Below are 25,858 nucleotides of genomic sequence, written 5' to 3' on the forward strand. Positions count from 1 at the left end.
GACCGCCCAGCACTCCCGGCCACGGCGCGTCCGCCCCCGACGACCCCGGCACAGCACCTGCGCCCACGGCCTGGGGGCGCACGAGGGGAGCCCGTCCCCTCCCGCTCCCCAGGCCGTAATCTGCCTGCTTGTCGGCAGATGTCGGGGGTCACGGAAGGGCGAAGAGCGTGGACTTTCGTCAGATCGAGTACTTCAGGGCCGTCGTCGAGGCGGGATCGGTCTCGCAGGCCGCCAAGAACCTCAACATGACGCAGCCGCCGGTGAGCCATGCCGTCGCGAAGCTGGAGGGCGAGCTGGGGGTGCGGCTGCTCGAACGTACGGCCAAGGGCGTCCACCCCACGCAGGCCGGGCTCTACCTGCTGTCCAAGGGGGGCCGCCTGATGGCGGACCGGGACCGGGCCGTGGAGACGCTGAAGCTGATGGGCGAGGGCGCGGTCGGGGACCTGCGGATCGGCGTGGAGCCCATGGTCATCAACGAGATCGTCGCCGACGTGCTCGCCGAGTTCCTCGACCAGGTTCCGGGGGCCCGGGTCAGTCTCACCGACGTCACTCCCGATCTCATCGTGCAGGGAATTCGGGACGGGCGGCTGGACATGGGGTGCATTCCCTTCGGGTCCAGCCAGTTCGCCGGTTTCGTCACCGATTTCTGCGACTCCTTTCCGGTGCTGGGAATCGATATCAAACTCGCCGTTCCCCGTTCCCGCGCACGCGAGGACCATCCCGGCGGAAAGGGGTGGGGGCGCTGGATTCTTCCGTATCGCATTCCCGCGTTCACGGGAATGCCGGAGGTCGTCGGGAACGCGCTCGTGGGCGACGAGACCTTCGAGGTGCTGGAGGTCTCCACCCCACAGACCGCCGTGGCCTTCGTGGCCGCCGGGCTCGGCGTGGCCCCCGTGACCCAGCGCATCGCGGGCAGGACGGACGCGGTGGCCCTCCTCGATCCGCCGCACTGGCTCGCCCCGATGCAGGCCACGCTGCTGTGGCGGCGGGACGCCGAGATCAGCCCGCTGATGCGGCACTGGCTGGAGGCGACCCGCGTGGTCGCCGAGCACCGGCGCGCGCTCAGGTCGTAGGCCCCGCGGGCCCCGGGGCCGCCGGAGGCGGTACCCGTACCCCCGGAGAACCGCGAGCGGGGCCTACGAGAAATGAGCCATACATAAAACTATGGCCCCCTCCATTGCGCCGCGTATGGACCGCGCGGGAAAAAACGATGGCACATCTCGCGCAACGAGATGAATTCCACGTGACGTGCATCACATCAAGGGGTGTCCCGGTCGGCCCTTGCCCTGCCGACCGGGGCAGGAAAGCCCAGTTCAGGGGCAGTTCACCCGTCGTTCGCCGACCGGCGGCCCGCTCGACCTCCGCCGCGCCCGCCCCTCTCGACCTCTCCCGGCATCTATTGCCCGGGGTCACCCCCCGTGGAAGCCTTCCGGCAATTCGACGCCGCAGGCAACTTCGGATCGGCAACTGAAATCCCTCTTCGCGGGCAGCTGATCGCGCATGACCTGTATCCGGCGACGTGATCCATTTCCGTCGGGGAGAAGATGGGGTTTTCGTTCCATGAACACGGAAAATGCAAATCAGTCGGCATCCGGCACCGCCGGCCGTGACAACATCCCCTTTACCGGTGCCGAGTATCTGGAGAGCCTGAACGACGGGCGCGAGGTCTGGATCTACGGCGAGCGGGTCGAGAACATCGCCGAGCACCCCGCGTTCCGCAACTCGGCCCGCATGATCGCCCGCATGTACGACGCCCTGCACGATCCGGCGCGCAAGGACATCCTGACCGCGCCCACCGAGGACGGCGGTTTCACCCACCGCTTCTACCAGGCGCCGAAGACCGTCGAGGAGCAGGTGGCCTCGCGGGACGCGATCGCCGAGTGGCAGAAGATCGCCTGGGGCTGGATGGGCCGCTCCCCCGACTACAAGGGGTGTTTCCTCGGCACGCTGGGCGCCAACGCGGAGTTCTACCGCGGGTTCGAGGACAACGCGCGCAACTGGTACCGCAAGGCCCAGCAGAAGACCTGGTACATCAACCACGCGATCATGAATCCGCCGGTCGACCGGGGCCTCGGCGCCGACGCGGGCAAGGACGTGTTCATCCGGGTCACCCGGGAGACCGACGCGGGCTTCTACGTCACCGGCGCCAAGGTGGTGGCCACGGGCTCGGCCCTGACCCACTACACCTTCGTCGGTCACGTGGGCCAGGTCGCCGTGCAGGACCCGGCGTACTCGCCGGTGTTCATCATGCCGACGAACGCCCCCGGCGTGAAGCTGCTCTGCCGCACGTCCAACGAGTACCGCGCGGCCGTGCTGGGCAGCCCGTTCGACTACCCGCTGTCCAGCCGGCTGGACGAGAACGACGCGATCCTGGTCCTCGACGACGTGTTCATCCCCTGGGAGAACGCGTTCATCCACAACGACCTGGAGCAGGCCAACAAGTACAACATCCACTCCGGCTACCTGGAGCGCGCCTCCCTGCACGGCTGCACCCGCTTCGCCGTCAAGATGGACTTCCTGGTCGGCATGCTGTCCCGCGCGCTGGACGTCACCGGGGCCGGGCAGTTCCACGGTGTCATGTCGCAGCTCGGCGAGGTCATCGCCTGGCGCAACACGTTCTGGGCGCTGTCGGACGCGATGGCGAAGAGCGCCGTGCCGTGGAAGGGCGGCATGATCCAGCCCGACCCGCAGTTCGCCGGGGCGTACCGGGTGATGAACCAGCTCGCCATGCCGAAGATCAAGAACATCATCGAGCAGGTCGTGGCCAGCGGGCTGATCTACCTCAACTCCCACGCCAAGGACTTCAGCACCCCCGAGATCCGCGGCTACCTGGACACCTACCTGCGCGGCACCGGCGGCATCGACGCCGAGGAACGCGTCAAGGTCATGAAGATGCTCTGGGACTCCATCGGCACCGAGTTCGGGGCCCGCCACGAGCTCTACGAGATCAACTACATCGGCAGCAACGACGTGACGCGGCAGACCAACCTGTTCGGCGCGCGGGGCAGCGGGCTCCTCGACTACTGCAAGGACTTCGCGCAGAGCGCCATGGACGAGTACGACCTCGACGGCTGGACCGTACCGGACCTGATCGGGCCGGACGACGTCAGCATCCTCAAGCGCTGACCACCGTCCCGCGGGCTCCCGGTCGGGGGAGCCCAACCGGGCCGTGTCGTCGCACGGCGGAGAGCGGTGCGACGACACGGCCCAGCCCCTCGGCGATCCACCGAGCGCGTCACCGCGCTCCCACCCACCACAGGAGGCACCCGTGGCCACGGCCATCGATGCTGCCCACGTCACCTACGAGGCACCTGATCTCGACGTGATGGAGAAGTTCCTCACCGCGTTCGGCATGACCAGGACCGAGGGCAGCGACGACCGGACCCTGTACATGCGGGGAACGGGCACCCAGCACCACATCCACGTCACCCGCAAGGCCGCCAAACAGCGTTTCGTCGGCGCGTCGATCGAGGTCGCCGCCTACCAGGACCTCGTCGAACTCGCCGCGCTGCCGGGATCCTCCCCGGTCACCGAGTCGACGGAGCCCGGCGGCGGACAGGTGGTCTCGATGACCATGCCCGACGGCATCGAGATCCGGGCGATCTGGGGCCGGGACAGGGCCGAACCGATCGCGGACCGCGAGCCGTTCGCGATGAACAACATCCGCGACAAGAACCGGGTCAACGCCTTCGTCCGCCAGCCCGTCGCGCCGTGCACCATCGCCCGGCTCGGTCACTTCGTGCTCCACGTGAAGGACCACGACGCGTCGATGGCCTGGCTGAACGAGCGCTTCAACTTCCTGCCCTCCGACTACTTCCTCCCGCCGGGCGAGGACGGGCCGGTCGTCGGCACCTTCGTCCGGCTGGACCTGGGCGAACAGCTCGTGGACCACCACTTCATGCTGGTGCTCCAGTCGGACTGGGTGGGCGTCCACCACAGCGCCTTCGAAGTCACCGACGTGGACGCGGTCATGTCCTCGCACGACTACCTCCTCCAGCAGGGCTACGGCCTGGACGTCGGGGTCGGCCGCCACCTGCTCGGCAGCCAGATCTTCGACTACTGGAAGGACCCGTTCGGCTTCCGCATCGAGCACTACACCGACGGCGACACCGTCGACGGCAGCCACCGGCCCGGGAAGTTCAACGGCACCGCCAGTGACACCACGCAGTGGGGGAACCGTCCGCCGCTGGAGTTCTTCCAGTGAGCGCGGCAGCGCGCCCGGAGCGCGCCGAGGGGCAGCCGCGGCGGACCGGCGAGCCGCTGTCACCGGCCGTCCGCGAGCAACTGGCGCGGGCCGGCTCGTCCACCGTCGCCAACATGCTGCTCCGGCGCGGCCTGCGCAACGTGCTGATGGCCGGGGTCCGGCCGCTGGCCGGGGGCGGGGCACCGGTGGTGGGTCCGGCGAGCACGCTGCGGTTCATCCCGGCGCGCGAGGACCTGGACACCCTCGCCAACTACGCGAGCAGCGAGAACCCGCACCGGCGCGCGATCGAGGAGTGCCCGGCCGGAGCGGTGCTCGTGATCGACGCGTTCGGCTCCCTGGCGGGTGCGTCCATGGGCGACATGATGGCGGCCCGGCTGAAGCGGCGCGGCGTGTCCGGCGTCGTCACCGACGGCGGTTACCGGGACTCCGCCGCCATCGCCGCCACCGGACTGCCCTGCTTCCACCGGGGCAACGCCCCCGCGGCGACCCCGATCGCCCTGCACCCGGTCGCGCTGGACGAACCGGTCGGCTGCGGCGGGGTGGCGGTCTACCCCGGTGACGTGGTGCTGGGCGACGACGACGGGGTCGCGGTGATCCCGCGCCATCTGGTCGCGGAGGTGGCCGCCGAGGCCGCCGACGCCGCCGCGTACGAGGAGTTCGCGGCCCTGGAGATCCGGCGCGGCCGGTCCCTCTTCGGGCTCTTCCCGGCCACGCCGGAGAGCCGCAAGGAATACGACACATGGGTGGCCTCGGGCCGCCCCGGTCTGGAGTGAACAGTGGACATCGACCCCACCACCATGAAGTCGCTCGAAGTACTGATCCACGCCGCCGATCTCGACGACGCGAACTGGATCGACTACCCCGACTACGGGTTCCGGCAGTACTTCCTCTTCAAGAACCCCGGGACCGGCGCCAGCATCGCCCTCCTGGAGTACGAGAAGGGCGGGACGATCCCGACCAGGCACACGCACGCCTCGAACCAGTTCATGTACTGCCTCGAAGGCGACTACGAGTACACCGACTCCGGCCTGCGGCTGCGCCCCGGTTCGTTCTACATGAACCCGAAGGACCACCCGCACGGCCCGACGCTCGCCCACGAGCGCAGCGTGCTGATCGAGATCTACGACGGCCCGCACTACTACGAGAAGCCCGAATACCACACCGACGAGACGATCGGGGACTTCCTTGCGAAGGACTGAGGCGCCGGGGAGGAACGCGGCGCCCACGTGCGGCAGGGAATTCGCCGGAGTCGCGGCATCGGCGGGGAGCGAGGAGAAGTGACGATGAGGGAAACGAACGACACCACCGGGACCACCACGACGAACGACACCGCCGGGACGAACGGGACGGCCACGTCCCTGTTCGACACCGGGAAGGTGCTTGCCGCGTTCGGCCTGGACCATGTGCATTCCGGCACCTACACGGACTCCCTCGGCTGGGGTGCCGTCGAGGACCGCCCGGTGATCGAGGCGGTCTGTCCCGCCGACGGCGAGATCGTCGGCCGGATCGCCGCCTCCGACGCCGAGGACTACGAGCGGATCGTGGCCGCCGCCGTCGAGACGCAGCGGAAGTGGCGCATGGTGCCGCCGCCCCGTCGCGGTGAGTTCGTCCGCCGCATCGGCCAGTTGATCGAGGAGAACATCGACAGTCTGGCCGCCGTCGTCGCGCTGGACACCGGCAAGTCGATGATGGAGGCGCGGGGCGAGCTCCGCGAGGCCGTCGACATGTCCACCCTGGCCGCCGGCCAGGCGCGGATGATGTACGGCTTCACCCAGCAGTCGCAGCGTGCCGAGCACCGCATGTACGACCAGTGGCTGCCGCTGGGCGTGATCGGGCTGATCAGCGCGTACAACTTCCCGGCCGCCGTCTGGGCACAGAACGGGTTCCTCGCCGCGATCGCCGGGAACACGGTGGTCTGGAAGCCGAGTCCCAAGGTGCCGCTCACCGCGATCGCGGTGCAGAAGCTGGTCAACCAGGCCGCGGCGGAGATGGGGTGCGAGGGCGTCTTCTCGCTGTTCGTCCCCGCCGACAACGCCGTCGCCGAGCGGCTGATCGCCGACACCCGGGTCGCGATGATCTCCTTCACCGGCTCCACGGGCGTGGGTCGCAAGGTCGCCGAGATCGTCGGCTCGACGCTCGGACGCCGCTACCAGCTGGAGTGCTCGGGCAACAACGGCTGCATCGTCGACGAGACCGCCGATCTCGAACTCGCCGCGAAGGCGCTGACGTTCGGTGTGGTCGGTACAACCGGTCAGCGCTGCACCAGCACCCGCCGGGTCATCGCCCACCGGAGCATCGTGGACGAACTCGTCGAGCTGATGAAGAAGTCCTTCGAGCAGATCGCCATCGGGGACCCGCGGGACCCGGACACCGTCGTCGGCCCGCTGATCGACGCCCAGGCGGTGGAGGACTACCGCGCCGTCCTCGCCCGCGCCGAACTCGACGGGGCCACCGTGGTGTACGGGGGCCGGGTGATCGACCGGCCGGGACTGTACGTGGAGCCGACGATCGTCACGGGGGTGGAACCGCACTTCGAGATCGCGCAGTCCGAGACCTTCGTCCCGATCGTCTCCGTGCTGGTCTACGACGACCTCGACTCGGCCATCGAGATCCACAACGGGGTGGCCCAGGGACTCGCCTCGGGCATGCACAGCACCGACCTGAACCACATCGAGACCTTCCTCTCCGCCCGGGGCAGCGACTGCGGAATCGTGCGCGTGAACATGGGCACCACGGGCGCCGACGTCGGTGCCGCGTTCGGCGGCGAGAAGGAGACCGGCGGCGGCCGCACCGCCGGCTCCACCGCCTGGCAGGGCTTCATGCGCCGCCAGAGCGTGTGCGTGAACTGGGGCGGAACGTCCGCCTGGGACAGCCGAATCAACCTGTGAGGAACCCGCGAACATGAAGAAGGAACGTTTCTTCTCCGACGCCGTCCGCGAACCGGCGGCGAAGACCTGGTCGAACTGTCTCCGCGTCGACGACCTGATCTGGGTCTCCGGGATGACCGCGCGCGGCAAGGACGGCGAGACCCTCCTCGGCGACAACGCCTACGAGCAGTCCAAGGTCGTCCTCCAGAAGATCAAGGACCTCGTCGAGGCGGCCGACGGCGTCATGGACGACGTCGTCAAGATGACCATCTTCGTCACTCACATGAGTGACAACGCCCAGGTGTGGAAGGCCCGCGAGGAGTTCTTCACCGGCGACTTCCCGGCCTGCTCGCTGGTCCAGGTCGCGGCTCTGGCCAAGCCGGAGATCCTCGTCGAGATCGAGGCCGTCGCGATCGCGGGCTGCAGCACGGACTGACCGACCACGGCGACACCAGGCGCGTTCCCTCGCGGAACGCGCCGAGGGCGCTGTCTCTTCTCCGATGGGTAGGAAACTGTGTCGTCATCAACAACGAACCCCCCGAGACCCACCGATTCGACGCTGTCCGCCGCGGCGGAGGACCATGCCCTGGTCAGCGTCCCGGCGGCGGAGCGCAGGAGCGGTCATCAGCTCGCGCTCAGCCCCATCAGCGTCGCCACCGCGCTCGTCGTCTTCGCCATCGCGGGCTTCACCGTCGTCCTCGCCGGTTTCACGGTGGGTCTGATCGTCGGCGTCCTGGTCGCGGCCTTCGGGGTCTTCCTCGGCAAGGCACTCGGGAGGATGGCCTTCGAGACGGGTATGTCCTCCACGATCACCTCCCGGTTCTTCGGATTCGGCCTGCGGGGATCGTCGATCGGTTCGGCGATCTTCGCGTTCATGATCCTCGGCTTCCTGGCCATGGAGTCCGCCCTCCTCTACCAGGGCACCCTGCTGATGTTCGACCTGCCCGACTCCTGGGTGACGCGCATCCTGCTCTACGGCCTGATGACCCTGTTGTGGATCGGGCTCGCCGTCTTCGGGCTGAAGCTCGCACTGCGCGCCTCCGGTGTGCTGACGGCGGTCACCCTCCTCGTGACGATCTACATGATCATTCACATCTACGTGATCGAGGGCGCCGACCCGATGGACGTCTTCCGCTACGCGGGAGTCGTCCCCGGGGGCCTGTGGCCGAAGTTCGAGGCCGCGGTATCGGTCATGGGCGCGACGGCCGGAACCATCGCCCTCGTCACCACGGACTTCGCCCGCTACTGCCGGACCCGACGTGATGTCACGGTCCTGGCCGCGGCCGGTCCGATCACCCAGAACGTCCTGATGACCGTCCTGGGATCGCTCGTCGTCATCGGCGGCATGCCCGATGTCGTCACGTACCTCATGGACCACGACAGCAGCCTGACCCCGGAGGCGGCGGGCGCGGCCGGCAGCGACTTCGTCATGCAGAACACCGGCGCCTTCTTCGTGATCTTCGCCGCCTGGATGGGCTTCGTCACCATCTACGCGGCACAGGCCAAGGCCCAGGCCATCAACGCCTACTCCGGCTCGCTCTCCCTGGTCAACCTGGTCGACGCCCTCACCGGCAGGAAGCCGGGCAGGGCGGCGATGGTGGTCCTCGGAAACCTCATCGCCCTGGTGATGATCGGCGCCGGAATCCTGGAGAAGTTCTCCACCTACCTCGCCTACCTGGGCGCGATGACCCTCGGCATGTGCGGCGTGATGATCGCCGACTACTACCTGGTGCGCAGGGCGCGGTACGACAGCCGCACCCACCGGGTGGAGAAGTGGAACTGGGCCGGGGTCATCACGCTGGTCCTGTCCGCCGCCGCCGGCATGGTCCTGATGGCCACCGACGTCTTCCCCCTCGGCTTCCTGGTGTCGTTCGTCGCGGCACTCCTCCTCTACCCGCTGCTGCGGACGTGGCTGCCCGAGGGCACGGGCACCTCCTTCGCCGCGAGCGAGGAAGCCGTCGAGGAAGCGCTCTGATCCGGGCGGGCGGCCGTGTTCGTCCCCCGCGACCGGCCGCCCGCCCCGCGCCCGCCCCCCGTTCCACCCGCCATCGCCCGCCACCCACCACCGCCTTCCACCGTTTCCCTCACTTTCCGCCCGGTCCCACCCGCGGGGCCCACAACCCATCCAGGAGGTTCGCCGATGACCGACATCATGTGGGACGCCGAGATCTACGAGAAGGCCGCCGACGCCGCACCCCCCGCATCGGACGCCGCGCTCCCTCCGCACCCCGACCCCCGCCAACTCCGCAACACCCTGGGCAACTTCGCCACCGGCGTCGTCGTCCTCACCTACCGCTCCGGCGCCGACCACTACGGCGTCACCGTGAACTCCTTCACCTCGGTGTCCCTGGACCCGCCGCTGGTGCTGGTGTCCATGCAACGCACCTCGCGCGCCCTGACCCACCTGCTGGAACGCCCCTTCGCGGTCAACGTCCTCGGGGACAACCAGCTCGACACCGCACTCCATTTCGCGGGCAAGCCCCAGGAACGGCCGGTCGACTGGATCACGGACGGCCCGGCGCCGCGCATCGGCGGCTCACCGGCGTACTTCCAGTGCACGCCCTGGGCGGGCTACGACGGCGGGGACCACGTCCTGGTACTCGGCCGCGTGACTGCGTACGGCCAGCAGGACGACGCCCGGCCGCTGCTCTTCTACCGCGGCCAGTGGAGCGCGCTCGCCCAGGAATCCGAGGACGGCACCGCGAACGGCGCCCGGTCCGAAAGGAACCGACCGTGACCCACCCCACCACGCCCACCACCACGCCCGTACCCGCACCCGCATCCGCATCCGCATCCGCCGAGTTCACCGCCCTGTCGGCGGAGTTGGAGGCGATCCGTCCCCTCCTGCTGAGCGAGGCAGCCGACAGCGAACGGCTGCGCCGCCCGACGCCCGCGGTCCAGGACGCCCTGCGCGACAGCGGCATCCTCCGGCTGACCGTGCCCGCCGAACTCGGTGGCCTGGACGCCTCCCCGCTCCAGATCCTGGAGGTGATGGAGAAGCTGTCCCACACGGACGCCTCGCTGGGCTGGCTGGTCCGGGCCCTGACGAGCGAGACGGCGACCGCCGCCGCCCACCTGGGCGACGAAGCCGTTGCCGAACTCTTCGCCGACGGCGCGTATCCGCTGGTGGCGGGTCAGTCCGCGTCGTTCACCGGCCGGGCGGTGCGCGTCGCGGGAGGCTACCGGGTCAGCGGTGTCTGGCAGTTCGCCCCCGGCGTCTCCATGGCCACGCACCTCAACCTCTCCGCCACCGTCGAGGGCACCAGGGAGCGGGTGGTCTGCCTCGTCCCCCGTTCCGCCGTCCGGATCAGCGACAACTGGGACATGCTCGGGCTGCGCGCGACCGCGAGCCTGGACTACCGGGCCGAGGACGTCCTTGTCGAGGACGCGTACGTGTACGGCATCGGCCCGGGCCACGCCCGCCGGGGCCGCCCCGCGAACCGGCTGAGCCCCGCCCTCTGCGCCGGCCTGCACCAGGCCGCCTGGTCGCAGGGGGTCGGCCGGCGCATGCTCGACGAGCTGCGCGAACTGACCCTGCGCAAGGACCCCGCGCAGGAGTCCCCGGTCACCAGCGACGAGTTCTTCGGCGAGTTCGCCCGCCACTTCTCGCACGTCCGCGGCACGATGGCGCTGCTCCGCGAGACCTGGGGCGACAACGAGTCGACGCTCGCCACCGGGGCACGGCTCGGTGACGAACAGGAGACGATGTCGCGCCTCGCGTGCAGTCTCGCCGGCCGGACCGCGGTGGAGATCAGCCAACTCGTGCACCGATTCGCCGGAGCGCGGGTCATGCGGGACGGTGTGCTGCAACGCTTCTTCCGTGACAGTCACGCCGGCAGCCAGCACCGGGGCTCCTCGCACATCGTGACGCAGAAATGCGGCCGCATGCTGTCGGGCACCCTGCCCGCCGGTGCGCACTGGGGATTCTTCGACCTGGTCGTCCCCGGGAACTGCGCCGTCGACGCCTGAACACGCTCCGCGGGTACATCCTCCGCGGGAAGAGAAAGAGCAAGGACATGAAACTGGCAACCGTGCGCACCGCCGACGGGACGATCGCGGCCCGCCTGGACGGCGGCACGTTCACCGAGATCCCCGGCCATGCCGACATCGGCACCCTGCTGCACCACGAGAACTGGCGGGAGCTCGCGGCCGACGCCGACGGGCGCCGCGTCCCGGCCGCCGGAACCGCACTCGACACGGTCGTGCCGAATCCGTCGAAGGTGCTGTGCGCCGGACTCAACTACACCGGACACATCGAGGAGATGGGACGGGACCTGCCCTCCCACCCCACCCTCTTCGCGAAGTTCGCCGACACCCTGACCGGCCCCGCCGACCCGGTGGCCGCCGTGCCGGAGGACCCGGAGATGGACTGGGAGGGCGAACTCGCCGTCGTCGTCGGCCGGACCGCGTACAGGGTCGACGAGGACGAGGCGGCCGACTGCATCGCCGGATACACGGTGGCCAACGACATCTCGATGCGCGGCTGGCAGTACCGCACCACGGAATGGCTCCAGGGCAAGATCTGGGCCCGTTCCACCCCCGTGGGCCCGGTGCTCACCACGCCCGACGCCTTCGACCCCACCACCGCTACCCTGTCCACCACGGTCAACGGAACGACCGTCCAGGAACACGCGATCGCCGACCTCCTCTTCACCCCGGCCCGGCTGATCGCGTACATCTCCACCATGCTCCCCCTGCGCCCCGGCGATCTCGTCCTCACCGGCACCCCCGGCGGCGTGGGCCGGGCCCGCGTCCCGCGGTGGTACCTGAAGACCGGCGACGTGGTCGAGGTGACCATCGACGGCATCGGCACGGTGACCACCCCGATCGTCTGACCCCGGACGCACCGACCGTCCGGCCCCTGCCACCCGGATCGTCCGGCCCCGGTCGCCGGCATGGCGGTCGGGGTCGCGTCGTCACATGGTGAGGACGAGGCTGACGTCATGTCCGCAGAACCCGAACGAGTTGCGCGGTGAGCGGCGGACCATCGACCGGTACGCCGCTCACCGCGCACCACGTCCAGTTCGACGCGCGGGTCGAGTTCGTCGAGGTTGCACGTCGCCGGGACCGTGCCGTCCCTGAGCGCGAGCAGCCCCCCCAGGTCCATGCCCACCCGGGCAGCGGGCCCGTTGGACATCGGCATGGGGACCGTGAACGGCGACAGCCGTCGGATACCGGCGCGTTCGAAGACGTCGTCCTGTCCCAGCGTGGTGAGGACACCACCGGTCCCCGTACCGACTCCTCCTCCAGGAATCGCACACCCGAGCTGCCTTCCAGCAACCCCGACCACGACGACGGCGCATCGGCCCCCGGCGGCGTCATCGCACCGGTCCCCGTCACCGGCACATGACCCTTGCGGGTCATACGAGCCTCCTTGATTTATATGGACCCCACATAACGCCTGACTTGCCCTCCTGGGGATCACGTCAGCTTTCAGAAGGAGAATCAGGGAAGGAGTCGACCGATTCCGGGAGGAGGGATTATGCGATTCCCATAAATGGCGCGGTTGAGCTCGTGGTGTCACAGAAGGGTGAGGCACCCGCAAGCGGACAGGTTGCGCACCGAACGACAGGAGTTCCGCGACCGCCCGCGACCACCTGAGAGCCTGTCGGGTGATGAAGCCCCGGCGATTCTGAGAGCGCTCTCAGCCACATGTCTTGACGGCCCCCGTCGGCCACCGGGACAGTGGTGAACACCCGCGGATGCCCCTCCGGCGTCTCCCGCGCCCCACTCGCGTACGACCCCGGCCCTTCCGCGTCCCCCCACACCTCGGGAGTCCTCTCGTGCATTCACGCCGAACGTTCCTGACCCGCGGCCTCGCCGCCTCCGCGACCGCCCTCACCTGCCCCGTCTGGGGCAGCGCCCTCGCATCCAGCGCCTCCGCCGCACCCGCGACCTGCGAACTCGCCCTGGAGAACCTGTCGTTGCCGGGCCGGGTCAACGCCTACGTCATCGGCCACGAACAGGGCTCGGACCGCTGGGTGCTGCTGCGGGCCGACGGCAGTGTCTACCACCCCGACTCCCCCGCCGCGCCACAGACGCCGTTGCCGGTCGACTGCGCCATCCCGCTGAACGCGGCGGGCGGCGCACCCGTCGTGCTGACGCTTCCCCAGATGTACGGCGCGCGCGTCTACTTCGTGCGCGACGACACCCTCACCTTCTATCTCAACCCCGGCCCCGCACTGGTCGAGCCCGCGTTCGCGACATCCACCGACCCCAACTACGGGCGGACGTGGTCGTTCTGCGAGTTCACGTTCAATCCGCAGCAGTTGTACGCGAACATCAGCTACGTCGACCTGGTGACCGCCCTGCCCATCGGCCTGACGCTGGAGGGCGACGGCACGCACACCGTGGCCCCGCTCCCGGACGGGGCCGTGCAGCGAATCGCCGACGGGCTCACCGCCCAGGCCGCCACCGACGGCCGGCCCTGGGACAAGCTGGTGATCCGGGGGTCGGACGGTGGCGTGCTGCGGGTGATCTCGCCCCAGAACCTGATGGCCCCGTTCTTCGACCGGCCGGACGAGATGCCGTTCCGGGACGTGTTCACCGCCTACATCGACGAGGTCTGGGAGAAATACCGCTCCACGGATCTGCGGATCGACCTCCAGGGCGGGCGGGGCGTGCGCACGGGTCGGGTGAACGGCGACGTCCTGACCTTCGACGGCGGGCACACCTTCGTCAAACCGGTGTCCAAGGACGTCTTCACATGCAACCACGGCCCGTTCGCCAACAATCCTGGCGACCCGGACGACAAGAAGGCGTTGCTGGCCCGGCTCGCGGCCGGGTTCAACCGCTCCCTGATGCTCACCCACCCCGATCAGCCGAACGGCACCTCGGCGGCGGACTACTACCGGGGCGCGGTCACGAACCACTGGTCACGGGTGGTTCACACCAACAGTCCGATCGGGTACGCCTTCCCGTACGACGACGTGCGTCCGGACGGCGAGCCCGACGTCTCGGGCGCCGCCAACGACGGCAGTCCGCGACGCTTCACGGTGCGGGTGGGGAGCTGAGGGGACCAGGTGGCCGGCCGCGAGGACGGGGTTCCCCGTCCGGCCGGTCATTCGCACAAAAGTTCGCACGGGCGGCGATGAATTTCCGCGCGTCGGGCAGTCTTACCCCTGTTGTCGACAACAGCAACAGGAGAAGCACATGGCTCAACTACTGAGGGTCCAGAACTTCAATGTCTCGCGCGACGGGATCGCGGCCGGTGAGGACCAGACCTTCGAGCGCCCGTTCGGTCACGTCGACCCCGAGCGTCTGTTCGCCTGGGCCGGCGCCACGGCGAGCTGGCCCATGCGCACCGAACCCGGCGGCAGCCGCGGCCTCGACGACTACCTCACGCGGGACTACCCGCACGGCATCGGCGCCGAGATCATGGGACGCAACAAGTTCGGTCCGCAGCGCGGCCCCTGGGCCGACGAGCAGTGGCGCGGCTGGTGGGGCGACGAGCCCCCGTTCCGCACGCCGGTGTTCGTCATGACCCACCACGTGCGTCCCTCCTTCACCCTCTCCGACACCACGTTCCACTTCGTCGACGACGAGCCGGCGGCGGTCCTCGCACGGGCGCGGGAGGCGGCGCAGGGGAAGGACGTCCGGCTCGGCGGCGGGGTCACCACCATCAGGGAGTTCCTCGACGCCGACCTCGTCGACACCCTGCATGTGGCGGTCTCGCCGGTGGAGCTGGGTTCCGGGCTGCGGCTCTGGGACTCCCCCGACGATCTGCTCGACCGGTTCCACCTGGACGTCGTGCCCAGCCCGAGCGGCGTGACACACCACCTCTTCTGGCGGACGTGACACACCACCTCTTCTGGCGGAAGTGACACACGTGGCCGCGCGGGCCCGCACCTGACGGGGCGAGGGCCGGAGCCACCGGCCGGTGGGGCACGCCACCGCCGTCCCGGTTGCTCCGGGCCCCGCGGCTCGTTCGTACCGCGCCCGGGCCGGGCCCCGCAGGCGTCAGTTACACGGTGGCCAGCCGCCTGACCACCGTCTCGCCGACCCCCTTCGCACTGCCCGGGTTCTGGCCGGTGACGAGGTTGTCGTCCTCGACGACGTACGGGGCGAACGGTTCGTCGGCGGTGCTGTACTCGGCGCCGAGCCGCTTCAGTTCCTCCTGGAGGTTGTACGGGACGGCCTCGGCCCGGTCGGCCAGCTCCTCCTCGGGCCAGGAGAAGCCGGTGACCCTCCGCCCCCGTACCAGCGGATCTCCCGTTTCGAGGGTGACGTTCAGCAGCCCCGTGGCCCCGTGGCACACCGAGGACACGATGCGGCCGGAGTCATGGAACCTGGCGATCAAGGCCTCCAGCTCCGCCGTCTGCGGGAAGTCGAACATCACCCCGTGTCCGCCGGTCAGGTAGATCGCGTCGTACTCCCCCATGTCCACGTCCGCGATCTTCCCCGTGTCGTCGAGGAGGTCCATGAACTCCCGGTCGGCATACCGCTTTCCGGTGCCGAGCTCGGCAAGGGCCTCATGGGACAGGCTCTCCGGGTCCAGCGGGATCAGCCCGCCCCGCGGGCTGACGACATCCATCGTGAACCCGGCCTTCTCGGCGACGTCCCAGAAGTGGGTGAGCTCGCCGAGCCAGAGGCCGGTGCGCATGCCGACCTTCTCGTACGCGCCGACGTTCGTGACGACGACGAGGATCTTCCGCTTCTCGGCCATGATCGTGCACCCTTCCTGCCGGTCGAAGCGTGGGCCCCGGCCGTTGCGCGGCCGAGGGGGTGTCGCACGTCGGAGGCGGTCCGCCCGTCCGGTGGACCGCCTGCCGGTTTTCCCAGCCTAGACCGGCCGTGCGCATCACGCAGGACCGGTCCGGGCCGGTGGAACGGCGGGGGCGGGACGCCCCCGTCAGGCGCCGTACTGCTCGATCAGTGCCCTCATGACCCCGAAGGCGGGTTTGGGCGTGTAGTCGTCGGTGGTGAGGCCGAACCGGTGGAACAGGCCCGGCTCGGTGCTGTCGGCATCGCGCAGCGCGAAGTGCGTGCAACCGCTCAGGCGGAGCTCGCGCGCGTGCGCCGCGAGGACGTGGATCAGCGTCTCGACGACCTCGGCCTGCCGACGCACGGGGCGCTCCGGCCCGGTGGGCCAGCCGTGCTCGGTGATGTGCAGCGGCAGATGCCCCAACCCGGCCGCGTCGAGGACCGCGTCGCGGTGGTGGCGCAGCAGTCCCTCGACGGCCCCGGCGAGATCGGCGGCGGGCACGGGGCGGAAGACGTCCGGGAAGAAGTCCAGCCCCACGTAGTCGAGTTCGGCGACGAACGCATCGCCGCCGAGGGCGACGAGGTCGGCGACGAAGGAGGCGCCGGGCCCGAAGAGCGGTGTGGTGTTGAAGCCGACGCGCAGATGGGTGTGGCCAAGTTCGCGTGCCCGCGCCTTGGCGGCGATGACGCCCCGCACGATCGCCTCGCGCACGCCCGGGTAGTAGCCGTCCAGGGTGGGGTTCGTCGTGATGTTCGGCTCCTCCGCGACCTGGAGGGTATCGGTGACCGGGCCGTACTGGGCGACCAGCTCGCACAGGAATCGGCAGTAGCCGTCGACGTCCGCGCCGCGCGACCGGTACTGGGCCACCAGGTCCAGCCGGCGGCCCCGCACGGCGTACCGCTCGGCATCGGCCGGCGTCTCGGTCGGGTGCGGGCCGCCGGGCCGGGTGGTGTCGCCGAACCCCGTGTAGGCGCGCACCAGGAACGGTCGCCCGGCCCGGCCCTGGAGCTGGTCCAGGGCGTGGGACACACGGTCGGGGTCGTCGGGCGGCCCGGCGGCGAGTCCCCCGGTGTCGTCGCCCGCGACCGATCCCGGGTAGATCCCGAAGATCAGCCCCGCATGCGCGTTCGGTGCCGGTGCCGGTGTCGGTGTCATGCGCGCCCTCCCTCCCGGTCGGCCCTTTCCCGGTCGGTACCGGGCTGCGTGGCGGCGGCCTCGGGCCAGCTCAGCTTCCCGTTCCGGATGTCGTCGATGACCTCGTCGATCCACGTCATCTCGGCGCGTGCCAGGGACAACGCGTACTCGGCCTCGATGACGTGCAGCCGGGGCACGCCCGCGGCCAGGGCGCCCGCGAGGCGTTCCTCGTCCGCCACCGTGCGCCGCCGAAGACGTCCGGCCCGCTCCGTCAGTGCCTCGACGGCACCGTCCGGGCCCAGGGCTCCCAGATAGCTGACGGCCCCCAGGAACTGCGAGAACTCCCGCTCGGGGGTGCGGATGTGGGCGTCAAGACGCCGCACGAGTTCGTCACGGCCCGCTTCCGTGAGCGCGTAGACGGTTCGCTCCGGGCGGTTTCCCGTGCGTTGTTGGCCCTGCTCGGCCAGCCAACCCGCCTCGGCAAGGGCGGAGACGGTGTTGTAGAGCGTGCCGCGGGTGATCGCGGCTGCGTGGTTGTCGCTGCGTTTCCGCAGCTCGGAGAGGATCTGATAGGGGTGCGAGCTCTGCTCCAGCAGAAGTCCCAGCACCGCGAGCACGATCGGGTTGTCGAGAGCGCGACGTGGCATGGTCGAACTCTAACAGTCCAAATAGACCATCGAGACACGCCGGGGCCTCGTCACCCCGTCGCGCCCGGCCCCGTCACGCCCCCCGTCGCGCCCGGCCCCGTCGCGCCCGGCCCCGTCGCGCTTGTCGCCGTCACGCGCTCGTCGCTATTGCCGTTCCTGACCGAGCCGCGCCGTCTCTCCGCCGAACGGCAGGTGCACGATCCGCCTTTCGAGGAGCCAGACGCCGTCGGCCCTGCGGAACGTGTCCTCGTAGTGGCCCACGTTCGCGGGCAGCCTCGGGGGCACCATGCCGCCGGTGTGACCGTCGACCCGGTAGGTGGCGAAGTAGGAGGTGGCGGTCGCCTCCACCGCGGAATGGACCGTGACCAGGATGTTCGTGGACATGCGACGGGACAGCCGGTCCTCGGGCCGCGCCCCGAAGTAGGTGCGGAGCGCGTCCCGTCCCCGCACTTCACGGTCGCCGTGGGGCCACTCCCACACCCCGTCCGGCGTGAAGAGATCCGCGACTCCGCTCGGGTCCCCCAGGTCCAGGCGGCGGACGAACTCGACGATCAGACGCTCGCAGGCCCGCTCGGCGAGGAGATGTTCCATCGGGTCAAGGGCTTCGGTAGGCATCTCCCACTGCTATCAGCCGTCCGCGAGGCGCAGCGAATGAATTTCCGGGCGTCGCGCACCCCCCGCCCCGCCCCCGCCCCCGCCCGAACGCGCCCCGCTACGCGGCGAGTCCGTTGATCCGGTACTGCATCACCCGGTAGTTCCGGTCGTCGTACCACTGGCTGACGGCGATGTGGAAATCGGCGAACGTCGAGCCGGGGACGATGAATCCGCCGTACGGGCTCGCCACCGCGTTCCCGAACTCCAGTCCCGGGACGATCGGCACGATGACCGTCTGTTCCGGAGTGGTGAACAGGTTGGAGGTGGGCAACGCGAAGACCTGCGCACGGATGTCGAGGGGGGCCATGTTGAGCCAGGTCAGCGCGTACTTCCCGCCCATGGCCCGGAAGCAGATCTCGCCCCAGCGGCGCGCGCCGGTGATCCCGGTCGGGTAATTCCCCCAGCCCCAGGCGCCGTTGGCGTACCCCCAGGGTTCATACGCCCCCGGATCACCCAGCGCGTCCTGCCGGACCCGGTGCAGGAGCAGGTCGGATGTCACATCGCGGTTGAAGGCGGTCGACAGGACGTAGCAGTATCCGTCGTCGGCCACCGCGTAGGTCTTCTGCTGGAACTGCCCGTCGTACTGGTCGCCCGGCCACTGACAGAGGTACTGCCAGGTCTCGCCGTTGTCGTCGGACCGCCAGAAGTCGGAGTGGTGCGTCCGGTAGATCACCCCGCGCATGAGGTGCATGTACATCGTGCCGCCGACGGTGAAGACGTCGGAGGGGATGGCCGTGGTGTTCCCCTCGTGCCCCTCGGGGACGAGGCCCTCCGCGTGACCGCCTCCCACACTGCCGTCGATGACGAGGGAGTTCAGCGCGCTGTCGCGGGAACGCAGCCCCACCGGCGCACGCCAGTCGGACGCGCCCACCCCGGCACCGTCGAAGGTGTCGCCGCCGACGAACAGCATCGAGCCGTCGGGACACCGGGCGGGAATGCCCAGGTCGGTCCAGGGTGCCGCGAACCGGCCGGTCTCGGTGGGTCCGGTGAGATCGCGGACCTTGTCGCCGGTGATCAGTGCCGCACGGGGCTGGGCCGCCCGCGCTGTCGTGGCGCCCGCGGCGAGACCCGCGACACCGAGGGCGGCGCCGGCGGTCGAGCGCAGCAGCGCCCGCCGGGTGAGGGGCGAGGCGGGGACGAAGCGACTGGATCCGTGCATCGAAGCTCCTGTGGGGAAGGGCTTGTTGCGGACTCGGCGGGGCGGGGCGTGAGGCCCGTACGGCCCGTACGGCCCGATCGCCAACCGGAGGATAGGGCCCCGTCGCCGGGCCCCGACAGACGGCCTCCGGCCGGTCGAACGCACGTGCCCCTGTTCCGGCCGTCGACCGGAACAGGGGCACGCGTACGGAGGTGCGGCGGGACGCCGCCGGCGGTCAGCAGCCGCCGCAGTTGTAGTAGGTCACGTCCCAGTGGTTGCCCTCGTCGGCGTAGATGTTGCCGGAGCCCGCCTTGTACTGGGGGGCGCCGTCACCGCGCAGGCCGATGTAGGTGAAGGTGCCGTGGATGTAGTTCGTCAGGCAGGTCGACTTGCCGAAGTCGAGCTTGTAGCCGTTCCAGTGCGAGTAGGTGCCGCCGGCGTGCCCGGTCTCGGTGCCGCCGGTGATGTTCAGGGCGCAGCCGGTGGCGCCCTTGAGGGTCTGCGCGCCCTGGGCGGTGGCCAGGTTGAGCTGGTCGAACGAGGTGCAGGTGCTGACGTTGCGGTCGGAGCAGCCACCGGAGGACGACCAGGTGACCCCGGAGGAACTGAACCGGGCGGTGGCCTGGGAGTGGGTGAGCTTCGTGTCGGCATGGGCCTGGGTGGCGCCGCCGCCGAGGACGCCGATGCCGGGGGCGAAGAGGACGCCCAGGACGAGGGCGAGGGCGGTCAGGACGGGGCGCAGTGTCATACGGGACACCATGGGGGGACTCCTCCTGGTCATGACAAACAAGGGGCAGGGAGATACTGCCCGAGTTCTACGCGCGTCGCCAGGGCCCGCCGGGGATCGGACGGATCGCGGGCGGCATCCGGCCCGCCCCGGTGACACGACGGGGACGCCAACCCCACATCACGGCGAACACCACGGCCGAACACCGCGGCCGAACACCACCGCGGAACGCCACGGCGGAACGGCGGGCCCGAACGCCGCGGCCGAACGCCACGGCAAGGACCACGACAGAACACTCGCAGGCAATGTTGAACATTGAACTAGATTGCGCTACTGTCGTTCTCGTTGAAGGTTAAACAACCTGATTCCGACCCCCTCGACCGTCATCCGGTCGCGTCCCCCGAGGAGGAGCCATGGCTCTGTTCACCCGCAAGAACAACAACGCCCCCGCCGCCACCGTCACCGCTCCCCCTGTGGACCCGGCCCTCGCCGCGCTGACCGGCGACTACACGATCGACCCGGCCCACAGCAGCATCGGCTTCACCGTGCGGCACGCCATGGTCACCAATGTGCGCGGCACCTTCGGCGAGCACGAGGGTGTCCTGAAGCTGGACGGCCGCGACCCGTCGAACTCCACAGCGTCGATCGACGTCAGGATCGCCAGCGTCGACACCGGCATCGCCGACCGCGACGGCCACCTGGTCAGCGGCGACTTCTTCGACGCCGAGAAGTTCCCGCTGATGACGTTCCGCTCCGCCCGGGCCGAGCAGCTCGGCGGCGACACGTACCGCGTCACCGGCGACCTCACGATCAAGGACGTGACGCGTCCGCTCTCCATCGACCTGGAGTTCAACGGCTCCGCCACCGACGTCTACGGCAGCGAGCGCGTCGGCTTCGAGGGCAGTGCGAACATCCTGCGCTCCGACTGGGGCCTGACCTGGAACGCGGCACTGGAGACCGGCGGCGTGATGGTCAGCGACAAGGTCAAGCTCACCTTCGACATCTCCGCGATCAAGGCCGCTCCCGGAGCCTGACCAACCCCCTGCCCCTCGTCCCCCGGCCTCCCGCGCCGGGGCACGAGCCCGGCCGTGCCCGCCTTCCGCCCCCTCCTTCCTCTCCGGGGCCGGAGGGCGGGCACGGCCGGGTGCGGTCGGGTTTCAGGGACCGGACAGGGCCGGGGTGCTGACCGGGAGTGGCCCGGCCGGGTGCGCGGGGTCAGACCCGCCCGTCGCTCGGATCTCCGGCGCCTTCGCCCCCGACGCCCCCCGATTGGCGGTCCCCGCCGCTTCCCCCACCGTTTCCCTCTTCGTTTCCGTCCCCGGCGCCGCCCCCGGGCGGCTGCTCCGGCTCCCCGACCGACTGCTCCGACCAGATCACCTTGCCCCTCTCCGTGTAGCGGGTACCCCAGCGCTCGGCGATCTGGGCGACCAGGAACAGGCCCCGGCCGCCCTCGTCCGTCGAAGCCGCGTATCTCAGATGCGGTGAGGTGTTGCTGGTGTCGGACACCTCGCAGATCAGGCTGCGGTCGAGGAGCAGGCGGACCTCGATCGGCCCGGCGCCGTAGCGCACCGCGTTGGTGACGAGTTCGCTCAGGATCAGCTCGGTGGTGAACGCCTCCTCGTCCAGACCCCGTTCGGCCAGCCACTCGGCGACGTTCTTGCGGACCCCGGCCACCGCCGCCGGGTCGGTGGCCACGTCCCACTGCGCGACCTGGTCGGGATCGAGGGTGCGGGTACGGGCCACCAGCAGCGCGACGTCGTCGGTCGGAGCGTCGGGCAGCATCGCGGCGAGCACGTCGTCGCAGGTCTCCTCCGGTGTGCGGTCGCGGCCGACAAGGGTGTCGCGCAGCAGTTCCAGCCCGGTGTCGATGTCCCGGTCGCGGCCCTCGACGAGCCCGTCCGTGAAGAGGACCAGGCGGCTCCCCTCCGGAACGTGGAACTCCGCCGCCTCGAAGGGCATGCCGCCGATACCGAGCGGCAGCCCGGTCGGCGCCTCGGGGAACTCGACGCTTCCGTCGGGAAGGACCAGGGCGGGGCCGGGGTGTCCGGCGCGCGCCACCGAGCAGTTGCCGGAGACCGCGTCGTAGATCGCGTAGAGGCAGGTGGCCCCCGTGACCTCGCCTCCCCCGTCGTCGTCCGCCTCGGCCTGGTCGATACGGCTGACCACATCGTCCAGGTGCCCGAGGAGTTCGTCCGGCGCCAGGTCCAGCGCGGAGAAGTTGTGGATGCTGGTGCGCAGCCGGCCCATGGTGGCGGCCGCGTGCAGACCGTGGCCGACCACGTCGCCGACGACCAGCGCCACCCGGGCCCCGGACAGCGGGATCACGTCGTACCAGTCGCCGCCGACCTCGGCCCGTGCAGGGAGGTAGCGGTGGGCGACATCGAGGGCGCTCTGGTCGGGCAGGTCACGGGGCAGCAGGCTGCGTTGCAGCGCGACCGCCATCGTGTGCTCCCGGGTGTACCGGCGGGCGTTGTCCACGCTGACCGCCGCCCGGGAGACCAGTTCCTCGGCGAAGGTCTGGTCGTCGTCGTCGAACCGCTCGGAGGGGTGGGCGCGCCAGAAGTTCGCCAGGCCCAGGATGACGCCCCGCGCGTGCAGCGGCACGGAGAGCACCGAGTGGAAGCCGAAGCCCTGTATCGACCCCGCCCGCGACGGGTCCCAGTTCCGCCATCCCAGCTGGGTGATCATGTCGGGGCCCAGCCCGGTCCTCTCTATGTCCACCCGCATGGCGGCGGTCCTGGTGGGCACGAAGCCGACCGGCCAGCCGACCGGGTAGAGGGGCTGGCGCGGATCGGTGGTGGCGATGGCGGTACGGCGCATGTCCAGCGGGCGCCCGGCGTCGAGATCCGGTTCCTCCCCGGGATCCGCGGGCTCGGCGAGGTCCACGGTGGTGACGTCGGAGAATCCGGGCGTCGCCACGTCCGCCAGCTCCTGCGCCGTCCGGGTCACGTCGAGCGTGGTGCCGATCCGGGCGGTGGCCTCGTAGAGGAGCAGCAGTCGCTCGTTGACCAGTTGGGCACGGCCCGCGACGGCGCTCAGCTCGGTGGTGTCGCGCAGGGTCACGACGGTGCCGGGCGGGCCGCCGCCCGCGTCCGTGCGCCGCAGGTTCACGGCGAGCAGCCGGTTGCCGCTGCGCAGCACCCGGTCGGTGACGCTGTCGTCGGAGGTGAGGACCGCGACGGTGTCCGGGTCCAGTCCGAGGTCCGCCACCGCGCGGCCCTCGGCGTCCGGGGGCAGCCCGAGGAGCCGGCGGGCCTCGTCGTTGGCCAGGGTCAGCCGACGGCCGTCCCCGACGATGAGCACGCCCTCCCGGACGGCGTGCAGCACCGCGTCGTGATGTTCGTACATCCGGGTCATCTCGGCGGGTTCGAGTCCGTGCGTCTGGCGGCGCAGCCGTCTGCTCACGAGCGCCGCGCCCACCGTGGTGAGCGCGGCGGCGATCAGCGCCACGAGAAGGCTGAGCGGGATGTACCGGCTGGCGGCGCTGTTCACCGACTTGTCGGTGAGCCCCACAGAGATCAGTCCGGCGACCGAGCCGTCGGTCCGGGTGACGGGCACCACCGAATTGAGCTCGGGGCCTTCGGGGCTCTTCACCGTCTGGGTGACGCTCTGGCCGGTCAACGCCTTCTGGTACGGGACGGTCAGGCGCGTCCCGATGCGGGCGGGGTCGGGATAGGTGTAGCGGACGCCCTGGGGGCTGGCCACCACGACGTAGTCGACATGGGCGTCCTTGCGAACCTCCTCCGCGCGCGATTGCAGGAGCGCCGTGGGGTTCCTGCTGTCCAGGGCCGCCACGAGGCCGGGAGCGTTGGAGAAGGTCTGGGCCACGCTCAGGGTGCGCAGCCGGGCCTCCTCCAGGCTGGCCCGGCGGCCCTGTACCACCAGTGTGATCGCGGCACCCACGATGATCAGCAGGACGAGCACCAGCACGAGGCAGAAGACCTGACCGGCCATGGTGCGCACGCTGAACACCGAGCGCAGCTCGCGAGCCGGGGTGCGGTCCGTCGTGTCCCGGCCGGGCGGTACGGGAGCGGCGGGGCCCGTGTGCTTCCCCTCGTGCCGGTCCGGCCGCCGGACGGAGCGTCGCAGCCTCGCCCGGAATCGACCGATACCAGACATAAAATCAGGTCTAGCATGAATCGACTCCGCCCGAGAGGCGGCCGGCGCCCCGCTCAGAACCCGCCGCCGTCGAAACCACCGCCTCCGCCGAAGTCGCCGCCCCCGAAACCTCCGCCGTCGAAACCGGACGAGTCGAAACCGGACGGGTCGAAGTCGGAGCCGGAGAAGTCCCCGCCGCCCCAGTCGCCGCCCCCGTACTCCGCCGCGTACGCCGGACTGGACAGCATGGAGCCGAGTACGGTGCCGACCAGCAGGCCGGGGAGCAGCCCGCCGCCGAAGTAGCCGCCCGCCCAGGGGCCGTAGGCCGGACCGGCCTCCCAGTACGGGCGGCGGCCGTCGGCCGTGTCGACGGTGCGGGCGAGCGGCTCCTCGCCCTCGCGCAGCCGGAGTCCGTCCGCCGCGCAGACCGGGACCTCGCGGGCGGTGCCGCCGGACGGCGACCACCGGACATCGGCGACCGAGGGACCGTGGCGCGGGTCGAAGAAGCACGGCGGGCGGCGGGCGGGCGGTTCGCTCCCGGCGCGCCGGGCCGCCAGCACGGCGAGCGAGAAGCGCCCGTCCTCCAGTGCCCGGGTCACCTCACGCACGTCGGAGGGGTGCCGGGCGTGCGCCATGCGGGTCTTCGCGGTCTCGTAGGAATCGAGGGCGCGTTCGTAGTCGGCGCGCATGGCGTCGTCGGCCCCGGCCTCGGCGGGGTGGAAGTCGAGTCGCTCCAGCGTCTCGCCGTACGCGGTGATGTCCTCGTCCACGACCACCCTGAGCTTGTCGAGGGCGGCCCGCTCCTCCTGCGCCCTGCGCACGCGGTTGCGGCGGGTGATCGCGTAGGCGGTGCCACCGCCCAGGACCAGCACCGCGCCGAGGACGATCAGCCCGGCGGCGGGCGAGGGTCCGCCGCCCCCGGCGGAACCGCCCCAGGAGGCGGGGGCGCTGCCCCGGGCCTGTTCGAGGGCGCTGTCGACGAAGGCGTTCAGCTGGGTCGTGGCGTCGGTGCCCGTGCCGGGGGCCTTCACCGCGGCGGCGAGGTTCTGGACCGCCCGGGTAGCCATGACCTGCGGGTCTGCGCCCGCGGCGAAGCCGTCGCCGAGACGGACCGCGTAGACGCCGGTGATGCCCGTGTCGGCGCGCAGGGTGGCCAGCAGGCTCTGCTCGGGGAACGCCGCGGTGCGCGGGAGCACCGCCACGAACACGGGTTTGCCTGCGTCCTTGATCTTCTTCGCCAGTGCCGCCGCCTGCACCGGTGGAAGCTGACCGGCGGCGGCCGGGTCGACGTAGACCGGGTTCCCGCGCAACGCCCGTGCCACCTCGTCGATCGTCGACGCGCGGGGGGCGGACGCCACGGCGGACAAGGACGTCACGTTCGACGCGGAGGAGACGGCCGGCACGGGGGACGTGACGGCCGTCGCGGCGGGCAGGGCCGCCGACAGCGCCAGCAGCAGACCGGCCAGCCAGATCAGGAACAGCCTGTTCCGCATAGTTCGACGTTAACCCGTACGGGCGAGCCGTGCCCCCGCGTCGGCCGCCACGGCCGAACGCTCCCGGACGCGACCGAATGATCCCTCGCGTTCCGGATGCTCCCCGATGTTTCCGGATGTTCCCGGACGCTCCCGGATGGCCGCCCCGGACCGGCCGGAACGCCCGGCCGGTCCGGGGCGGTCGCCGCGCGC

Annotated in this window: 23 protein-coding genes; 15 read left to right on the forward strand and 8 right to left on the reverse strand. The window is 70.5% G+C overall.

The features are described 5' to 3' along the window. Nucleotides 1–167: 167 nt before the first annotated feature. The 14 genes from ACF1CT_RS00895 to ACF1CT_RS00960 all read left to right on the forward strand — a co-directional run bounded on the left by ACF1CT_RS00895 (nucleotide 168) and on the right by ACF1CT_RS00960 (nucleotide 14,868). Nucleotides 168–1,073, forward strand: coding sequence for a LysR family transcriptional regulator (locus ACF1CT_RS00895; RefSeq protein ID WP_391781593.1), 906 nt, complete (start codon nucleotides 168–170; stop codon nucleotides 1,071–1,073). Between the two features lie 487 nt (nucleotides 1,074–1,560). Beyond that, a complete protein-coding gene (locus ACF1CT_RS00900) occupies nucleotides 1,561–3,126 on the forward strand; it encodes a 4-hydroxyphenylacetate 3-hydroxylase N-terminal domain-containing protein (RefSeq protein WP_391781594.1) in 1,566 nt (521 codons plus the stop codon). A gap of 142 nt (nucleotides 3,127–3,268) precedes the next feature. Further along, complete coding sequence (locus tag ACF1CT_RS00905; protein WP_391781595.1) at nucleotides 3,269–4,204, forward strand: VOC family protein; 936 nt, start codon at nucleotides 3,269–3,271, stop codon at nucleotides 4,202–4,204. Further along, nucleotides 4,201–4,977 carry a dimethylmenaquinone methyltransferase gene (locus ACF1CT_RS00910; RefSeq protein WP_391781596.1) on the forward strand — a complete coding sequence of 259 codons (777 nt, stop codon included), beginning with the start codon at nucleotides 4,201–4,203 and terminating at the stop codon, nucleotides 4,975–4,977. Before ACF1CT_RS00905 ends, ACF1CT_RS00910 begins: the two co-directional genes overlap by 4 nt. 3 nt (nucleotides 4,978–4,980) lie before the next feature. Then, complete coding sequence (locus tag ACF1CT_RS00915; RefSeq protein WP_391781597.1) at nucleotides 4,981–5,403, forward strand: cupin domain-containing protein; 423 nt, start codon at nucleotides 4,981–4,983, stop codon at nucleotides 5,401–5,403. An 84-nt stretch (nucleotides 5,404–5,487) separates the two neighbouring features. Next, nucleotides 5,488–7,092 (forward strand): aldehyde dehydrogenase family protein, encoded by a 1,605-nt coding sequence (locus tag ACF1CT_RS00920; RefSeq protein ID WP_391781598.1) that lies wholly within the window; start codon nucleotides 5,488–5,490, stop codon nucleotides 7,090–7,092. Between the two features lie 13 nt (nucleotides 7,093–7,105). After that, entirely contained in the window at nucleotides 7,106–7,507 is a 402-nt protein-coding gene (locus ACF1CT_RS00925; protein WP_391781599.1) for a RidA family protein, read from the forward strand. Between the two features lie 78 nt (nucleotides 7,508–7,585). Next, on the forward strand, nucleotides 7,586–9,046 hold the full coding sequence (locus ACF1CT_RS00930) for a purine-cytosine permease family protein (RefSeq protein ID WP_391781600.1): 1,461 nt from the start codon (nucleotides 7,586–7,588) through the stop codon (nucleotides 9,044–9,046). 165 nt (nucleotides 9,047–9,211) lie between these two features. Beyond that, nucleotides 9,212–9,808: a flavin reductase family protein gene (locus tag ACF1CT_RS00935; RefSeq protein WP_391781601.1), complete on the forward strand. Its 597-nt coding sequence runs from the start codon at nucleotides 9,212–9,214 to the stop codon at nucleotides 9,806–9,808. Then, nucleotides 9,805–11,040, forward strand: a complete 1,236-nt coding sequence (locus tag ACF1CT_RS00940; RefSeq protein WP_391781602.1) for an acyl-CoA dehydrogenase family protein — start codon at nucleotides 9,805–9,807, stop codon at nucleotides 11,038–11,040. The genes ACF1CT_RS00935 and ACF1CT_RS00940 overlap by 4 nt, the downstream gene beginning before the upstream one ends. A gap of 47 nt (nucleotides 11,041–11,087) precedes the next feature. Continuing rightward, nucleotides 11,088–11,906 (forward strand): fumarylacetoacetate hydrolase family protein, encoded by an 819-nt coding sequence (locus ACF1CT_RS00945; RefSeq protein ID WP_391781603.1) that lies wholly within the window; start codon nucleotides 11,088–11,090, stop codon nucleotides 11,904–11,906. A gap of 137 nt (nucleotides 11,907–12,043) precedes the next feature. Continuing rightward, a complete protein-coding gene (locus ACF1CT_RS00950; RefSeq protein WP_391781604.1) occupies nucleotides 12,044–12,421 on the forward strand; it encodes a hypothetical protein in 378 nt (125 codons plus the stop codon). Between the two features lie 433 nt (nucleotides 12,422–12,854). Further along, nucleotides 12,855–14,084 (forward strand): glycoside hydrolase family 64 protein, encoded by a 1,230-nt coding sequence (locus tag ACF1CT_RS00955; RefSeq protein WP_391781605.1) that lies wholly within the window; start codon nucleotides 12,855–12,857, stop codon nucleotides 14,082–14,084. A gap of 139 nt (nucleotides 14,085–14,223) precedes the next feature. After that, nucleotides 14,224–14,868 carry a dihydrofolate reductase family protein gene (locus ACF1CT_RS00960; protein WP_391781606.1) on the forward strand — a complete coding sequence of 215 codons (645 nt, stop codon included), beginning with the start codon at nucleotides 14,224–14,226 and terminating at the stop codon, nucleotides 14,866–14,868. A gap of 166 nt (nucleotides 14,869–15,034) precedes the next feature. Here ACF1CT_RS00960 and ACF1CT_RS00965 read toward each other — a convergent pair whose 3' ends face one another. The 6 genes from ACF1CT_RS00965 to ACF1CT_RS00990 form a co-directional block, all read right to left on the reverse strand. Then, nucleotides 15,035–15,736, reverse strand: coding sequence for a type 1 glutamine amidotransferase domain-containing protein (locus tag ACF1CT_RS00965; protein ID WP_391781607.1), 702 nt, complete (start codon nucleotides 15,734–15,736; stop codon nucleotides 15,035–15,037). 186 nt (nucleotides 15,737–15,922) lie between these two features. Next, nucleotides 15,923–16,930, reverse strand: coding sequence for a hypothetical protein (locus ACF1CT_RS00970; RefSeq protein WP_391781608.1), 1,008 nt, complete (start codon nucleotides 16,928–16,930; stop codon nucleotides 15,923–15,925). Next, complete coding sequence (locus ACF1CT_RS00975) at nucleotides 16,927–17,556, reverse strand: PadR family transcriptional regulator (RefSeq protein WP_391781609.1); 630 nt, start codon at nucleotides 17,554–17,556, stop codon at nucleotides 16,927–16,929. Before ACF1CT_RS00975 ends, ACF1CT_RS00970 begins: the two co-directional genes overlap by 4 nt. Before the next feature lie 144 nt (nucleotides 17,557–17,700). Continuing rightward, nucleotides 17,701–18,171, reverse strand: coding sequence for a nuclear transport factor 2 family protein (locus ACF1CT_RS00980; RefSeq protein WP_391781610.1), 471 nt, complete (start codon nucleotides 18,169–18,171; stop codon nucleotides 17,701–17,703). Between the two features lie 97 nt (nucleotides 18,172–18,268). After that, nucleotides 18,269–19,369, reverse strand: coding sequence for a DUF4185 domain-containing protein (locus tag ACF1CT_RS00985; protein WP_391781611.1), 1,101 nt, complete (start codon nucleotides 19,367–19,369; stop codon nucleotides 18,269–18,271). A gap of 214 nt (nucleotides 19,370–19,583) precedes the next feature. Beyond that, entirely contained in the window at nucleotides 19,584–20,108 is a 525-nt protein-coding gene (locus ACF1CT_RS00990; protein WP_391781612.1) for a hypothetical protein, read from the reverse strand. A 380-nt stretch (nucleotides 20,109–20,488) separates the two neighbouring features. Here ACF1CT_RS00990 and ACF1CT_RS00995 point away from each other — a divergent pair, with 380 nt between their 5' ends. After that, nucleotides 20,489–21,109 carry a YceI family protein gene (locus ACF1CT_RS00995; RefSeq protein ID WP_391781613.1) on the forward strand — a complete coding sequence of 207 codons (621 nt, stop codon included), beginning with the start codon at nucleotides 20,489–20,491 and terminating at the stop codon, nucleotides 21,107–21,109. Nucleotides 21,110–21,290: 181 nt separating this feature from the next. Here the strand turns inward: ACF1CT_RS00995 and ACF1CT_RS01000 are convergent, their stop codons facing one another. Both ACF1CT_RS01000 and ACF1CT_RS01005 read right to left on the reverse strand, forming a co-directional pair. Next, the gene (locus tag ACF1CT_RS01000) at nucleotides 21,291–24,029 is read right to left on the reverse strand and encodes a SpoIIE family protein phosphatase (protein WP_391782149.1); all 2,739 of its coding nucleotides are present in this window, start codon (nucleotides 24,027–24,029) and stop codon (nucleotides 21,291–21,293) included. A 218-nt stretch (nucleotides 24,030–24,247) separates the two neighbouring features. Beyond that, a complete protein-coding gene (locus ACF1CT_RS01005) occupies nucleotides 24,248–25,666 on the reverse strand; it encodes a hypothetical protein (RefSeq protein ID WP_391781614.1) in 1,419 nt (472 codons plus the stop codon). Nucleotides 25,667–25,858: the final 192 nt, after the last annotated feature.

Origin of the sequence: Streptomyces sp. NPDC014734, assembly GCF_043083325.1 — a bacterium.
Classification (GTDB): domain Bacteria; phylum Actinomycetota; class Actinomycetes; order Streptomycetales; family Streptomycetaceae; genus Streptomyces.